Source organism: Micromonospora sp. NPDC018662, from assembly GCF_044391475.1.
Taxonomy (GTDB): Bacteria; Actinomycetota; Actinomycetes; order Mycobacteriales; family Micromonosporaceae; genus Micromonospora.
Genome location: NZ_JBISAC010000010.1, coordinates 196,878 through 210,652 on the forward strand (window position 1 = coordinate 196,878; position 13,775 = coordinate 210,652).

The following is a 13,775-nucleotide window of genomic DNA, read 5'->3' on the forward strand; positions in this document are numbered from 1 at the left end:
GACCCTCGGGGTAGACCTGGCACTACCGGCGGCGGTCCGCGGACCCGACGCCGGCACGGCGGTCGCCCGGTCAGAGGCTGTCCGGGCGGCACAGCGCCGGGTGCTGGTCGCCCGGCGCCGCGTACCAGGGTGCGGCGTCGTCGGCCAGCGCGGTGCCGATCCGTAGTCGGGCCCAGTCGTCCAGGTCGGGCAGCGCGTCGGGGGCGAACCAGGCCACCGCGAGGGACTCGTCGCCGTCGGCGGTGGGCGTCCCGCCGACGGCCCGGCAGCGGAACCAGACGTTGAGGTATTCGCAGGCGTCCCCGTTGGGGTAGCGCACGGGGTGGGTGGCCACGCCGGCCAGCCGGTCGATCGTCACCTCGACGCCGGTCTCCTCACGGACCTCGCGCACCAGCGCGTCGGCGGGCTGCTCGCCCGGGTCGACGGTGCCGGCGGGCACCGACCAGCGGCCGTTGTCACCGCGGCGGGCCAGCAGCACGCGTCCCGCGTCGTCGGTCACCACGGCGCTGATCCCGTAGAGCATGAGCAGATCGTGGCCGACGTGCTGGCGCAGCCGGGTGACGTACGGCGACACGGGCATGGTGGGCAGGCTACCGGCCGCCCTGCCGGTGCCGGCGGACCATCCCCGCGGCCAGCGCCGCGCCGTCCAGGTCGCCGGCGGCGGCGCGCAGGATCGCCGCGACCACGCCCTCGACCGGTTCACGCTCGACGGCTCGGCCCGCGCCGACGCCGGCCACTAGACTTCGCCCCCGATGGACGCCGAGCCCACCACCGAGACCCGTCCCTGCGCGCACTGCGCCCGGGAGGTGCCGCAGCGCGTCGGCGCCGGCCGCCCGTTCCGCTACTGCCGGGACAACGACGGCGCCTGCCAGCGGGCCGCCCGCAACGTGCGGATGCGGCACCGCAACGCCCCGGGCCTGCCCGGGCAGGTGGCGCGCACCTGGGAGGCGGTGGACCGGCTCGACCAGGTCGTGGAGACGCTCACCGAGGCGCTGCACGCCGAGCTGTCCCCGGCCGGCGTGGAACGGCAGCTCGCCGAGCTGCGCGCCGAGACGTCCGCGCAGGTCGCGGCCGCGCACGCGGAACGCGACGACGCCCGCCGCGACGCCGAGGACGCCGCCGCGGCGGCCACCCGCGACCGGCAGGAGACCCGGGCCGCGCGCGCCGACCGCGACGCGGCCCGGCAGCGGGCCGACACCGCCGAGGCGGCGGCCCGCGCGGCCGTCGAGCGGGCCGACGCCGCCGAGACCGCCCGGGACGCCGCCCGCGCCGAGGCCGGCGCCGCGCAGGCGCTGCGGGTGCAGGCCGAACGGGACCGGGACGCCGCGCGCGCCGAACTGCGGACCGTGCGGGCCGAACGCGACGCCGAACGGCAGCGCGTCGCCGAGCTGACCGCCGACCGGGACACCGCCCGCGCCGACGCCGAACGCGCCACCCACGCCGCCGCCGAGGCGCTGGACCGGGCGCAGCGGGCACGCGCCGACGCGGACGCGGCACGCGCCGACGCGCAGGCCGCCCGGGCGCAGGCCACCGAGGACCGCCGGTCGGCGCGGGCCGCCGCCGAACGGGCCGACGCGCAGGCCACCGACGCGCAGCGGGCCCGCGCCGACCGGGACCGGGCCGATGCCGCGCGCGCCGAGGCGGTGGCGGCCGCCGACGCGGCGCGCGCCGAGGCGGCGGCCCGCGCCGCCGAGCGGGAGACGCTGGCCGCCGAGCTGGCCGAGGCGCGGCGGGCGGTGGGCGTCGCGCAGGCGCGGGCCGCCGAGGTGGCGGCGCGGCTGGCCGCGGCGGAAACCGACCGGGACGCCGCCGAACGCCGCGCCGGGCAGCTCGCCGACCAGGTCAGCGACCTGGCCGGGGCGCTCGCGCGGCTCGGCACCCGCGCCGGCTGACCGGCCACGCACCGGGACGGGGCAGCGCGGGACCGGCCGGCCGGGCGAGGATCACGGCATGGGAAAGACGTACGAACGCCTCGACGGCCGGTTGCGGGAGTTCATCGAGGCGCAGCCGATGTTCTTCGTCGCCACCGCCCCGCTGTCCGGCGACGGCACCGTCAACCTGTCCCCCAAGGGGCTGCGCGGCTGCCTGGCGGTGCTCGACGCGCACACGGTGGCCTACCTGGACTTCGCCGGCAGCAACGCGGAGACCATCGCGCACCTGCGGGAGAACGGCCGGGTCACGCTGATGTGGTGCGCGTTCGCCGGTCCGCCGACCATCGTGCGGGTGCACGGGCGCGGCGAGCCGGTGTTCCGCGACGACCCGCGCTGGCCCGACCTGCTGCGGCACTTCCCCGACATCGACCCGGGCCCGCACGGCCTGCGGGCGGTGATCGTGGTGCGCGCCGAGCTGATCCGCGACACCTGCGGCTACGCGGTGCCGCTGATGAGCTACGACACCGACCGGGAGCTGCACGGGCGGCGGTTCGCCCGGGAGGACGACGCATCGCTGTCGGCGTACTTCGCCGGCAAGGAGCACGTGGCGACCAGCATCGACGGGCTGCCCGGCCTGCCGCTGCCGTTGCCGCCCACACCGGCGGGGTGAGCCGTCGACGGTCAGTGGATGCCGGCCATCAGACCGCGAATGTGCCGGGTGAACATCACCGCGGCCACGCCCAGCAGCACCGACGCCAGCCCGAACGTCAGGAAGTACGTCGACTGCGACCAGCTCTGCGCCAGCCGGGCGACCTGACCACCGATGGCGTCGCCGACGGCGGTGGCGAGGAACCACAGGCCCAGCATCTGGCTGGCGTACTTCACCGGGGCCAGCTTCGTGGTGGCCGACAGGCCCACCGGGCTCAGCGACAGCTCGCCGGCGACCTGGATCGCGTACACCGCGACCAGCCACCACGGTGAGACCAGGTCGCCGCCGACGGCGGCCCGCGCGGCGGCGGCCATCAGCACGAACGACAGGCCGTTGAGGACCAGGCCGACGGCGAACTTCGTCGGCGTGGACACCCGGTGGCCGAGCCGCAGCCACAGCCAGGCGGCCAGCGGCGCACCGATGATGATCAGGATCGGGTTGACCGACTGGAGCCACGACGCCGGGAACGTGAAGCCGGCCACGTTCCGGTCGGTGCGGTCGGCGGCGAAGATGTTCAGCACCGACCCGGCCTGGTCGTAGATCAGCCAGAACGCGGCGGCGAACACGAACAGCCACACGTACGCCTTCATCCGGAGACGTTCGGTGTCGCTGATCTCCCGGTCGGTGAGGATCCGCGCGAAGTAGCCGACGGTCACCAGCACGGTCACCACGGTGAGCAGGTTGACCACCGTGTTCACGGTGAACCAGCCGGCCAGCAGCAGCACCACCAGGACCACCAGCAGCGCCCCGGTGACCGCGCCGGCGCGGGTCAGCGCCCGCCGCCGGTCGGCGCCGAGCAGCGGGTCGGCGGGGCGGGCGCCGGCGTCGCCCAGGGTGCGCCGGCCGAGCACGTACTGCGCCACGCCGAAGGTCATGCCGACCGCGGCCGCGCCGAACCCCAGATGCCAGTTGATCTTCTCGCCGAGAAAGCCGGTGATCAGCGGTGCGATGAACGCGCCCAGGTTGATGCCCATGTAGAAGATGGAGAACCCGGCGTCGCGGCGCGGCGAGTCCCGCTCGTACAGGTCACCGACCATGGTGGAGATGTTGGGTTTGAGCAGGCCGGTGCCGAACACGATCAATGTCATGCCGGCGAACACGCTCCACGCGGCGGGGACCGCCATCACGTAGTGGCCGGCGGCGATCACCACCCCGCCCCACAGCACGCTGCGCCGGGCCCCGATCAGCCGGTCGGCGACCCAGCCGCCGGGCAGCGCCATCAGGTAGACCATGGCGTTGTAGGTGCCGTACACGGCGTTGGCGGTGGACTCGCCGATGCCGAGGCCGCCGTCGGCGACCGCCGCGGTCAGGTACAGCACCAGGATGGCCCGCATGCCGTAGAAGCTGAACCGCTCCCACATCTCGGTGAGGAAGAGGGTGGACAGCGCCCGCGGGTGACCGAAGAAGGTCTTCCCCGCGGGCGGTCGGGCCCCGACCGGCGCGTCACTGCTCATCGTCACCTCCGGCACGCGTGGTCGGTAACATCCCCGGTGACGGGCGAAACACTCCACCGATTCGGGCGGCGGCCCCGGCCGGTTACCCTTGACGCTCCCGACCCCGTACGGCCCGTCCGGCGTGGGTGGGGAATGGGCGGACGGTGACCGGCCGTTACACCTGAAGACCAGCACCACGAACGAGGGGAAGTCGATCATGGGCGAGCGTATGCTGCGCGGTAGCCGGCTGGGCGCGGTCAGCTACGAATCCGACCGCAACACGGAGCTCGCGCCGCGTCAGACCCGCGAGTACCTGTGCGCCAAGGGCCACCAGTTCGAGGTGCCGTTCGCCGTCGACGCCGAGGTCCCCGCGACCTGGGAGTGCAAGTTCGACGGCAGCGTCGCCCGGCTGGTCGACGGCAACGAGCCGGAGCAGAAGAAGGCCAAGCCGCCGCGTACCCACTGGGACATGCTGCTGGAGCGGCGTTCGATCGCCGAGCTGGAGGACATCCTCGCCGAGCGGCTGCAGGAGGTCCGCACCCGCCGCGGGCGCGCCTGAGCACCGAACACACGCGAAGCGCCCCCGGGGATCACCCCGGGGGCGCTTCGTCACGTCCGCGACGGTGTCAGCGGTCCACGATCTCACCCTCGATGGCCGGGCCCGGCTGCGGCGGCTGCCCGGCCGGCGGCGGCTGCGGCGACGGTGCGGCCTGCGGCGACGGCGTGGGCTGCGGCGCACCCGGGTACACCCGCACCCGGCGCGGCCCGAACAGGTCACCGGCGACCATCGACGACACCCGCCGCTCCGCGGTGCGGCGCACCCCGCCGCCGGCGAGCCGCCGCAGCGGCGGCACCAGCAGCAGCAACCCCACCGCGCCGCTGACCAGCCCCGGCAACGCCAGCAGCAGCGCGCCCGCCAACCCCACCAGGCCGTCGGTCACCTGCGGCCCCGGCGGCTGGCCGGCCTGCGCGGCGGCCCGGAACCGCCGCCACGCCCGCATGCCCTCCCGGCGCAGCAGCACCAGACCCAGCAGCGACGCCGCGAACACCAGCAGCAGCGCCGCGCCGAACCCGACGGCGCGGCCCACCAGGACGAAAACGGCCAACTCCAGCAGCGTCAGCAGCAGCAGAGCCAGGGGTACGAATCTCAGTCCTCGGCGCATCTCACCTCATCGGCCCGGATGTGTCGTCACGCCCCTCCAGCATGACACGCCCCCGCTCACGGCCACCGCGCCAACGCGTCCGGGCGGCCCCGCACCGCCGCCCGCCGGTCCCGCACCCCCCACCGGGTGACCCGCCACAACGCCTCCGCCACGATCAGCGGGCTCATCTTGCTGTCGCCGTGCTCCCGCTCGGCGAACGTGATCGGCACCTCCACGATCCGCACCCCGGCGCGGTGCGCCAGCCGGGACAGCTCCACCTGGAACGCGTACCCCTGGGACCGCACCGAACCCAGGTCGATGGCGTCCAACACGGCCGACCGGTACACCCGGTAGCCGCCGGTCGCGTCACTGACCGGCATGCCCAGCGCCACCCGCGCGTACAGGTTGCCGACCCGCGACAGCAGCAGCCGCCGCCACGGCCAGTTCAGCACCCGCGCGCCGCGCGTCCACCGGGAACCGATCACCACGTCGGCGTCGCGGGCGGCGGCCAGCAGCGCCGGCAGGTCCTCCGGGGCGTGCGAGCCGTCGGCGTCCATCTCCACCACCGCGTCGTAGCCGCGCTCCCGCGCCCACCCGAACCCGGCCAGGTACGCCGCGCCGAGGCCGTCCTTGCCGGGCCGGTGCAGCACGTGCACCTGCGGGTCGACGCCGGCGAGCGCGTCGGCGATGCCGCCGGTGCCGTCGGGGCTGTTGTCGTCGGCGACGAGCACATCCACCGCGGGCGCCGCCGCGCGGACCCGGGCGACGATCCGACGCACGTTGTCCGCCTCGTTGTAGGTGGGGATGACCACCAGGACCCGCCCCACCCCGGGATGGCCGGCTTGCGCACCCACCGTCGTACCGCCTCCCGTCGGCTCAGCCGGGGATGACCTCCCGGCGGCGGCGCGCCACGGCCGCGCCGGCCAGGGCCGCGACCGCCAGCGCCGCGAGCGCCACCTCCGGCCACACCCCGACCACGGTGGCCGGGGTACGCCCGTCCCCGAGTCGCATCTGCCGCACCACCACCTCGGCGGTGTTGAACCCGGTGGCACCGTCTACCCGCCCGTCCGGGGAAACGAACCCGGACACCCCGACCGTCGAGGCCATCAACGCCGCACGGCCGTGCTCGACGGCCCGCAGCCGCACCATGGCCAACTGCTGGCGGGCCTCGGCCACGTCGAACGTGGCGTTGTTGGTCTGCACCACCAGCAGCTGCGCGCCACCGGTGACGGTGTCCCGGACGATGCCGTCGTAGGCGACCTCGAAGCAGATCACGTCGCCGAGGGTGACCGCGCCGGCGTCCAACACGCCCGGCCGGTCACCGGGAACGAAGTCGGAGCGCACCCGGTCGACCTCCGCGCTGACCCGGCGGGCGATCGCACGCAACGGCACGTACTCGGCGAACGGCACCGGATGCCGCTTCGTGTACACCTGGGCCAGGTCGGGGCCGCTGCCGGGCCGCCACAGCAGGCCGGCGTTGCGGACCTGCCCCGCGCCGGGACCGAGCAGCACGGCGCCGACCAGGATCGGCGCGCCGACCGCGTCGGCGGCCTGGGAGATGCGGTAGCCAGCGGCGGGATTGCGCAGCGGGTCGATGTCGCTGGAATTCTCCGGCCACACCACCAGGTCCGGGCGCGTCTGCTCGCCGCGGCCGACCCGTTCGGCCAGGTCCAGGGTGGCGTCGGCGTGATTGTTCAGCACCGCCTGCCGTTGGGCGTTGAAGTCCAGCCCGAGACGCGGCACGTTGCCCTGCACGATCGCCACGGTGACGGTGTCACCGCCGCCGCGTACCCCCGCCGGGACGGCCGGCCCGGCGGCCAGCACCGCGACCAGCGCGGCGGTGAGCCCCGCGACCGGCCGCCACTGCCCGGCCGGGCGGCGCCAGTCCCGCCAGGCGACGGTGAGCAGGATCCCACCGGCGAGCGCCACCGCGAACGTGACCAGCGGGGCGCCGCCGAGCGCGGCCAGCCGCAGCAGCGGCGAGGTGTCCTGGCTGAACGCCAACCGCCCCCACGGGAACCCACCGAACGGGGTGCGGTCGCGCAGCGCCTCCTGCCCCACCCACAGCACACCGGTCAGCAGCGGCCACCCCACCCGCCACCGGTCGGCCAGCGGCGACACCCACGCGGTGGCGGCGCCCAGCAACGCCAGGTAGCCGGCCTGCAACAGCGACAACAGCGCCCACGGCAGCCAGCCGGTGTGCAGGTTCGTCCATTCCAGCAGCGGCGCGAACAACGCCACCCCGGCCAGGAAACCCAGCCCGGCTCCGGCGCGCAGCCGCCGCCGGTGCGCCGCGGCGGCCAGCAACGCCACCCCGACCGGCGCGAGGGGCCACAACCCGTACGGGGGGAACGCCAGCAGCAGCGCCACCCCGGCCAGCACGGCGGCCGGCACGGCCCACGTCAACGGCAGCGGACGCGCGGCGTCCGGGCGGCGTGCCCCGTCGGTGGCACGCGGCTGTTCCCGGTCGAGCGTCGTCACCGGCACCTCACCACGATCACGGGCCGAAGGCTACCCGGCGGACCCGACCGGCGGCCCGCGGCCGCCCCGGTGACGGAAATCGGGGCGCGGCCTAAGCCGCGCCCCGATGCTCCCAGGCCCTTCCCGGCCGGTGGGGCGAGGACGATCGGCGCCGACCTTCGGACCGACCGGACGTGGACTGGCTGCCCCCGCCTGGCCGTTGTCTACTGGCCGTTCCTCTCACCCTGCCCGTACACCGGTAACCGCGACCGGTTCGCGCCGCCCCGCCGACCCCCGCCCGCTGGACCTGGCCGCCGCAACCTTCCGGTCGCTCGGCCAGCGGACGAGAGGACGAAACGAACAACAGCCGCTTCCCGTGGTAGGACTCAAAGACGGTACGGCGTGCACCCCCGCCGCTGTCAACCCACCCCGGCCTGTCGTGTGATGCGCCACGGCGTGTCGCGTCGGCGCGTCTCGATGGGTGGACACGGGATCAGGCGCCGAGGTGCCGCCGCAGCACCTGCGCCGCCGCACCCGGATGGTCGGCGGCCAGCAGCCCCGCCGCGGCCAGCACATAGTCGACGTCGACGACCGGACGCGCCGCCCGCGGCACCGCCCACCCGCCGGCGTGGTCGCCGAGCACCGCGTCCAGCACCACCGCCGCGTCGGCCGGCTCGGCGTGGCGCAACACCCCACCGGAGCCGACCAGCAGCCGCACCTCCCGCAGGTCCCGGCCGGCCCGTTCCCCGGTGGCCACGCCACGGGTGTGCCGGCGCACCGCCACGGTCGCCGCCAACGCCGCGATCCGCCGGTCCGCGACCCGGTCGGCGTCCCCAACCGGCAGGAACCCCGGGTCGGCGGCCCGGACCGCCGCCGCCGCGCCCAACGTCTCCCGCTCACCCGGGGCGAGCAGCCGCTCCTCGGCGGCGGCCCGCACCACACCCGGCGCCGACCAGCGCATGCCCAGGTCCCCCTCGACGGTGCGGGCCCGCCACCACGTGCCGGTGACCTCCCGACCCGGGCCGTCCTCCCGCTCGTCCGGGGTGAGCACCGAGTACACGTCCGTGGTGGCGCCGCCGACGTCCACCACCGCCAGGTCACCGCCGAGCGTGCCGGCGAGCACCTCCACGCCGGTGAGCACCGCGTCCGGGGTCGCCGCCCGGACCAGCCGCGCGAACCGGGCCCCCCGGGACAGCTTCTTGCCGCCGATGACGTGCCGCAGGAACACCTCCCGGATCGCCGCGCGCGCCGGACCCGGATCCAGGACCCCGATGCGCGGCAGCACATTGCCCGCCACCGTCACCGGCACCCCCGCCCCGGCCAGCACCGCCGACAGCCCGTCCCGGGCGTCGACGTTGCCGGCCAGGACCACCGGCACCCGCCACCGCGCCTTCGCCAGCCGCGTCGCGTTGTGCGTCAACGTGTCCGCGTCCCCACCGTCGGTGCCGCCGACCAGCAGCACCACGTCCGGGCGGGCCGCCCGCAACGCCGACAGCTCCGCCGCGCCCAACCGGCCGGCCGCCACGTGCACCACGTTCGCCCCCGCCGACAGGCCCACCCGCCGGCCCGCCTGCGCGGTGACGAGCGGCTCGTAGCCGATCACCGCCAGACGCAACCCACCACCGGCCGACGAACACACGTACCAGGGCACGTCACCGACCCCGGCCGACGCGGTGGCCGCGCCGACCGCGGCGTCCAGGCCGTGCAGCACGTCCGAGCCGACAGTCGTCGGCGCCGACGCCGCACCGACCAGCCGGCCGCCGTCGAGGTCGACCACCGCCGCCTTCGTGTACGTCGACCCGACGTCGGCGCAGACCACGGTGCTCACGCGGGGCCGCCTCTCGGTCGCGACTGCGGGGCTCGCAAGACCGGCTCGCTCCTCGCGCTCACGCGGATGGCGGCACGACCACCGTGCCGGTCGCGGTGACCGCCACCACCGGCTCGTCGAGCACCTCCGCGGCCGACTCACCCCGGTCCGGGCGGCCCCGGCACACCACCCGCGCCTCGAAGTCGATGGTGCGGCTGCGGGTCCCCACCCGCGTCACCGTGGCCAGCACCTCCAACACGTCACCGGCCTTCATCGGCGCCCGGAACTGCACATCCGAGTAGGACGCGAACAGGCCCTCGTCACCGTCGGTGCGGATGCACACCTCAGTGGCCACGTCCCCGAACAACCCCAACGCGTACGCCCCGTCCACCAGGTTCCCCGCGTAGTGGGCATGCGAGTACGGCACATACCGGCGGTGCGTGACGGTCAACCCCAGCCGGGGATCCTGCTCGCTCAACTGCTCGCCTTCCTCGACGTGATCAACGCGTGCACGAGGTAACTGGCGACCTCACCCGGCGTCGTGCCCCGCCCGAAGATCCGGTCCACACCCAACTCGGCGGTCATCGTCTCGTCGAACCGCGGCCCGCCCACGATCAGCAGCGGCCGCTTCCCCGCCGGCATCGCCTCCCGGAACGCCGCCGACATCTCCCGCGTGTTGTGCAGATGCGCGTCGCGCTGCGTCACCACCTGCGACACCAGCACCGCGTCGGCCTTCTCCTGCCGGGCCGCCTCGACCAGCTCCGGCACGCTCACCTGCGCGCCCAGGTTGCTGACCTTCAACTCCCGGTAGTACTCCAGACCCTTCTCCCCGGCGATGCCCTTGACGTTCAAAATCGCGTCGATGCCCACCGTGTGCGCGTCCGTGCCGATGCACGCACCCACCACCGACAACTTGCGCCGCATCCGCTGCTTCACCACCGCGTTGACCTCCTTGGCCGACAGCAGCGGGAAGTCCCGCTCCACCACCTGCACCCGGTCCAGGTCGACGAGGTGGTTCACCCGCCCGTACACGACGAAGAACGTGAACCCGTCACCGATCGGCTTGGCGTGCACCAGCATCGCCGGGTCCATGCCCATCTTGTTCGCCAACTGCACCGCCGCGCCCTCGGCCCGCTTGTCGTGCGGCACCGGCAACGTGAACGACACCTGCACCATGCCGTCACCCGTGGTGTCCCCGTACGGCCGCACCACCGTCTTCCCCGTCATGAGGGCTGCTCCAGGATCTCCGTCGCCGGGTTGTAGTAGTCACCCTCGTGCCGCGCCACCCCGGCCAGACCCTTGCCCCGGTCCGCCGGCCGCTTCATGATCCCGAACGTGCCCTCGGCGATCGCCGTCAACAACGACTGCTCCCCGATGCGCTCCAGCAACTCCACCGCCTCACCGAGCACCCGGTGCGCCCGCTGCTGGATGAACCCGCCCGGCGCCGGCACGAAATCCTCGTGCAGACCACCCGCCGCGCCCAACACGTACCGCACGTTCTGCAACGCGATGTCCCGGTCCGACAGCCACGGCGTCACCACCGCCTCCGTCATCATCCCCACCAGCAGGATGCCCTGCCCCGTCATGGCGCCCACCAGGTTGAAGAACCCGTCCAGCAGATTGCCCCGGAACACGTCCCCGGTCATGTGCTTCGTCGGCGGCATCCACTTCAACGGCGCGTCCGGGAACAACTCCCGCGCCAGCAACGCGTGCGCCAACTCCAAGCGGAACGACTCCGGCAGATCCGGGTTGATCTCGAACGCGTGCCCCAGACCCAACAACCCGTCCGACAGCCCCGCCTCGTGCGCGAAGAACTCGTTGAGCAACTGCGACACCGTCACCGTGTGCGCCTCGTCCACCGCGTCCGCCGTGGTCAGGTAGTTGTCCTCACCGGTGTTGATGATGATCCCCGCCCGCGCGTGCACCTGCCGGGAGAACCGCTGGTCCACGAACGTCCGGATCGGGTTGATGTCCCGGAACAGGATCCCGTACATCGAATCGTTGAGCATCATGTCCAGCCGCTCCAGGCCGGCCAGCGTCGCCATCTCCGGCATGCACAACCCCGACGCGTAGTTCGTCAGCCGCACGTACCGGCCCAACTCCTTCGACGACTCGTCCAACGCCGCCCGCATCAACCGGAAGTTCTCCTGCGTCGCGTACGTACCCGCGAAACCCTCCCGGGTCGCCCCCTCCGGCACGTAGTCCAACAACGACTGCCCCGTCGACCGGATCACCGCGATCACGTCCGCGCCCGCCCGCGCCGCCGCCTGCGCCTGCGGAATGTCCTCGTAGATGTCCCCCGTCGCCACGATCAGATAGATCCACGGCCGCTGCTGCGGATCCCCGTACCGCTTCACGAGACGAGCCCGCTCCGCACGCCGCCGGTCGATCTGCCGCACCCCCGCCGCCACCGCCCGCCGCGACGCCCGCCGCGCCGCCGTCGCCGCCCTCCCCGACGGCACCTCGAACCGCACCGACCCCGCCGCCGCCTTCTGCGCCAACAACGTCACATCCGCGAGGCCCTCCCGCGCCAACGCGTCGAACACCGGCAACGCCACCCCGTGCCCCAGACCCACCTCGGCCACCACGGCGTCCACCAGACGATTCACCCACGGAATACCGTCCGGGTCCGCGCCCGACACCCCGGCCAGCCGCAGCACCGCCCGCTCCACCGACACCGTGGTGTGGCTACGCGCCAGATCCACCACCGGCTGCCCCGCCCGACGCGCCAACTCCCGCGCCCGCGCCACCAGCGCCGGATCCAACCCAAGCTTGCCTGTCACGAAGACCCTTCCTGATAGATGACGTCACCGCGCAACACCGTCGCCCGACACACCGGCAGCGGCGTCGGATCATCCGGCCCCCGCAACTCCGGATCCGCCGCCAGCACCACCGGCAACCCCCGCTCCACCCCCGCCGGGGCGTCCCACACCGCGAACGTCGCCGGCGCACCCAACGCCAACACCCCCTCGTTGTCCAGATGCACCGCCCGCCACCCACCACGCGTGTGCGCCGCGAACGCCGCCCGCACACTCATCCGCTGCGACGGATTGTGATGCGCCGCCGCCGCCCGCACCGACCCCCACGGATCCAACGGCGTCACCGGCGAATCCGACCCGAACGCCAACGCCACCCCCACCCCGTGCATCGCACCCATCGGATTCGACTCCCACGACCGCGCCAACCCCAACCGCGACTCGTACATCCGACCCGCGCCACCCCACAACCGGTCGAACGCCGGCTGCATCGACGCCACCACCCCGAACTCCACGAACCCGGCGATCAACCGCTTGCTCATGATCTCCGCGTGCTCCACCCGGTGCCGCGCCGCCCGCAACCGCTCCGTACCCACCTTCTCCGCCGCCGCCGCGAACCCCGCCAGCACCGTGCCGATCGCCGCGTCCCCGATCGCGTGGAACCCGCCCTGCATCCCGTGCGCCGCACAGTCCAACAAGTGATCACGAACCTGCTCCGCCGACACGTACCCGTGCCCGCACGCCCCCGGCTCCCCGTCCAGGTACGCCGCCGACACGTGCGCCGTCCGCGACCCCAACGCCCCGTCCGCGAACAGATCACCACCGGCGCCCACCGCACCCAACTCCCGGGCCCTCGCCGCGCCCAGCAGCTCACCCCAGTACCCGTACACCTCCGGCACCCCGGCCCCCGACATGCCCAACAACCCGGTGAAGTCCTCCTCGTCCGAGATGTCCGGACCACCGCACTCGTGCACCGCCGCGATCCCCAACGACGCCGCGTGAACCAACGCCCGCCGCTGCGCCGCCACCCGCTGCGCCCGCGTCACCGACCCGAACGCCGCCGCCCGCACCACATGGTGAGCGTCCCGACGCAACCAACCCGACGGGTCGTACCCCGCCGCCGCAGACACCTCCGGACACGCCCCCAGCAACGCCGCCGACACCAACGCCGAATGGATCGACGCCTGCGACAGATACACCTTCCGGCCACCCGCCGCCCGACCCACCGCCGCCGCGTCCGGCAACACCGGCTCCGCCCAGCACGACTCGTCCCAACCGTGCCCCAGCACCACCGCGTCACCCGGCAACCCGGCCGCGAACGCCGACACCGCGTCCAGCAACTCACCGGCCGACCGCACCCCCGACAGATCCAGCCCCGACAACGCCAGGCCGGTGTCCGTCGCGTGCACGTGCGCGTCCACGAACGCCGGCGTCACCAACGCGCCGTCCAACTCCACCACCCGGTCCGCGACCGGCGCGTCGGCGTCCGCACCCAACCAGGCGATCCGCCCGTCCCGCACCAGCAGCGCCGTCGCGCTCGGCTCGGCCGGACAGTGCAACACTCCACCGCGGTACAGCGTCGAGGGATTCGTCATGG

14 protein-coding genes are annotated in these 13,775 nt (G+C 74.3%); 4 read left to right on the plus strand and 10 right to left on the minus strand.

Annotated features, from left to right (window positions below; translation table 11 throughout):
• Positions 1-70: 70 nt before the first annotated feature.
• Positions 71-580: an NUDIX hydrolase gene (locus tag ACH495_RS25680; RefSeq protein ID WP_396860255.1), complete on the minus strand. Its 510-nt coding sequence runs from the start codon at positions 578-580 to the stop codon at positions 71-73.
• On the opposite strand from ACH495_RS25680, the gene ACH495_RS25685 reads away from it, so the two are divergent.
• From ACH495_RS25685 to ACH495_RS25695, 3 genes are read left to right on the plus strand one after another with little or no spacing between them, the layout of a single operon-like run.
• The gene (locus tag ACH495_RS25685) at positions 579-740 is read left to right on the plus strand and encodes a hypothetical protein (RefSeq protein ID WP_396860256.1); all 162 of its coding nucleotides are present in this window, start codon (positions 579-581) and stop codon (positions 738-740) included. The genes ACH495_RS25680 and ACH495_RS25685 overlap by 2 nt on opposite strands.
• 12 nt (positions 741-752) lie before the next feature.
• Positions 753-1,892, plus strand: coding sequence for a hypothetical protein (locus ACH495_RS25690; RefSeq protein ID WP_396860257.1), 1,140 nt, complete (start codon positions 753-755; stop codon positions 1,890-1,892).
• A 58-nt stretch (positions 1,893-1,950) separates the two neighbouring features.
• Positions 1,951-2,541, plus strand: a complete 591-nt coding sequence (locus ACH495_RS25695) for a pyridoxamine 5'-phosphate oxidase family protein (protein WP_396860258.1) — start codon at positions 1,951-1,953, stop codon at positions 2,539-2,541.
• 11 nt (positions 2,542-2,552) lie between these two features.
• On the opposite strand, the gene ACH495_RS25700 is transcribed toward ACH495_RS25695, so the two are convergent.
• Positions 2,553-4,034: a peptide MFS transporter gene (locus ACH495_RS25700; RefSeq protein WP_396860259.1), complete on the minus strand. Its 1,482-nt coding sequence runs from the start codon at positions 4,032-4,034 to the stop codon at positions 2,553-2,555.
• Between the two features lie 196 nt (positions 4,035-4,230).
• On the opposite strand from ACH495_RS25700, the gene ACH495_RS25705 reads away from it, so the two are divergent.
• Positions 4,231-4,572: an RNA polymerase-binding protein RbpA gene (locus ACH495_RS25705; RefSeq protein WP_396860260.1), complete on the plus strand. Its 342-nt coding sequence runs from the start codon at positions 4,231-4,233 to the stop codon at positions 4,570-4,572.
• Between the two features lie 67 nt (positions 4,573-4,639).
• On the opposite strand, the gene ACH495_RS25710 is transcribed toward ACH495_RS25705, so the two are convergent.
• The 8 genes from ACH495_RS25710 to ACH495_RS25745 all read right to left on the minus strand — a co-directional run bounded on the left by ACH495_RS25710 (position 4,640) and on the right by ACH495_RS25745 (position 13,773).
• Positions 4,640-5,176 (minus strand): FxsA family protein, encoded by a 537-nt coding sequence (locus tag ACH495_RS25710; protein ID WP_396860261.1) that lies wholly within the window; start codon positions 5,174-5,176, stop codon positions 4,640-4,642.
• Between the two features lie 56 nt (positions 5,177-5,232).
• A complete protein-coding gene (locus tag ACH495_RS25715) occupies positions 5,233-6,009 on the minus strand; it encodes a polyprenol monophosphomannose synthase (protein ID WP_396860262.1) in 777 nt (258 codons plus the stop codon).
• Positions 6,010-6,031: 22 nt separating this feature from the next.
• Positions 6,032-7,567, minus strand: a complete 1,536-nt coding sequence (lnt, locus tag ACH495_RS25720; protein ID WP_396860287.1) for an apolipoprotein N-acyltransferase — start codon at positions 7,565-7,567, stop codon at positions 6,032-6,034.
• Positions 7,568-8,108: 541 nt separating this feature from the next.
• Positions 8,109-9,443 carry a glutamate mutase L gene (locus ACH495_RS25725; RefSeq protein ID WP_396860263.1) on the minus strand — a complete coding sequence of 445 codons (1,335 nt, stop codon included), beginning with the start codon at positions 9,441-9,443 and terminating at the stop codon, positions 8,109-8,111.
• Positions 9,444-9,501: 58 nt separating this feature from the next.
• Positions 9,502-9,900 (minus strand): hotdog domain-containing protein, encoded by a 399-nt coding sequence (locus ACH495_RS25730; RefSeq protein WP_396860264.1) that lies wholly within the window; start codon positions 9,898-9,900, stop codon positions 9,502-9,504.
• A complete protein-coding gene (locus ACH495_RS25735) occupies positions 9,897-10,649 on the minus strand; it encodes an OAM dimerization domain-containing protein (protein WP_396860265.1) in 753 nt (250 codons plus the stop codon). The genes ACH495_RS25730 and ACH495_RS25735 overlap by 4 nt, the downstream gene beginning before the upstream one ends.
• Complete coding sequence (locus ACH495_RS25740) at positions 10,646-12,205, minus strand: lysine 5,6-aminomutase subunit alpha (protein WP_396860266.1); 1,560 nt, start codon at positions 12,203-12,205, stop codon at positions 10,646-10,648. The genes ACH495_RS25735 and ACH495_RS25740 overlap by 4 nt, the downstream gene beginning before the upstream one ends.
• Entirely contained in the window at positions 12,202-13,773 is a 1,572-nt protein-coding gene (locus tag ACH495_RS25745; protein WP_396860267.1) for an amidohydrolase, read from the minus strand. The genes ACH495_RS25740 and ACH495_RS25745 overlap by 4 nt, the downstream gene beginning before the upstream one ends.
• Positions 13,774-13,775: the final 2 nt, after the last annotated feature.

Excerpts from the sequence above, each read along its gene's own strand:
- ACH495_RS25685 (WP_396860256.1), top strand. The coding sequence starts at position 579 with ATGGTGGGCAGGCTACCGGCCGCCCTGCCGGTGCCGGCGGACCATCCC.
- ACH495_RS25680 (WP_396860255.1), bottom strand. The coding sequence starts at position 580 with ATGCCCGTGTCGCCGTACGTCACCCGGCTGCGCCAGCACGTCGGCCAC.
- ACH495_RS25690 (WP_396860257.1), top strand. The coding sequence starts at position 753 with ATGGACGCCGAGCCCACCACCGAGACCCGTCCCTGCGCGCACTGCGCC.
- ACH495_RS25695 (WP_396860258.1), top strand. The coding sequence starts at position 1,951 with ATGGGAAAGACGTACGAACGCCTCGACGGCCGGTTGCGGGAGTTCATC.
- ACH495_RS25700 (WP_396860259.1), bottom strand. The coding sequence starts at position 4,034 with ATGAGCAGTGACGCGCCGGTCGGGGCCCGACCGCCCGCGGGGAAGACC.
- ACH495_RS25705 (WP_396860260.1), top strand. The coding sequence starts at position 4,231 with ATGGGCGAGCGTATGCTGCGCGGTAGCCGGCTGGGCGCGGTCAGCTAC.
- ACH495_RS25710 (WP_396860261.1), bottom strand. The coding sequence starts at position 5,176 with ATGCGCCGAGGACTGAGATTCGTACCCCTGGCTCTGCTGCTGCTGACG.
- ACH495_RS25735 (WP_396860265.1), bottom strand. The coding sequence starts at position 10,649 with ATGACGGGGAAGACGGTGGTGCGGCCGTACGGGGACACCACGGGTGAC.
- ACH495_RS25745 (WP_396860267.1), bottom strand. The coding sequence starts at position 13,773 with ATGACGAATCCCTCGACGCTGTACCGCGGTGGAGTGTTGCACTGTCCG.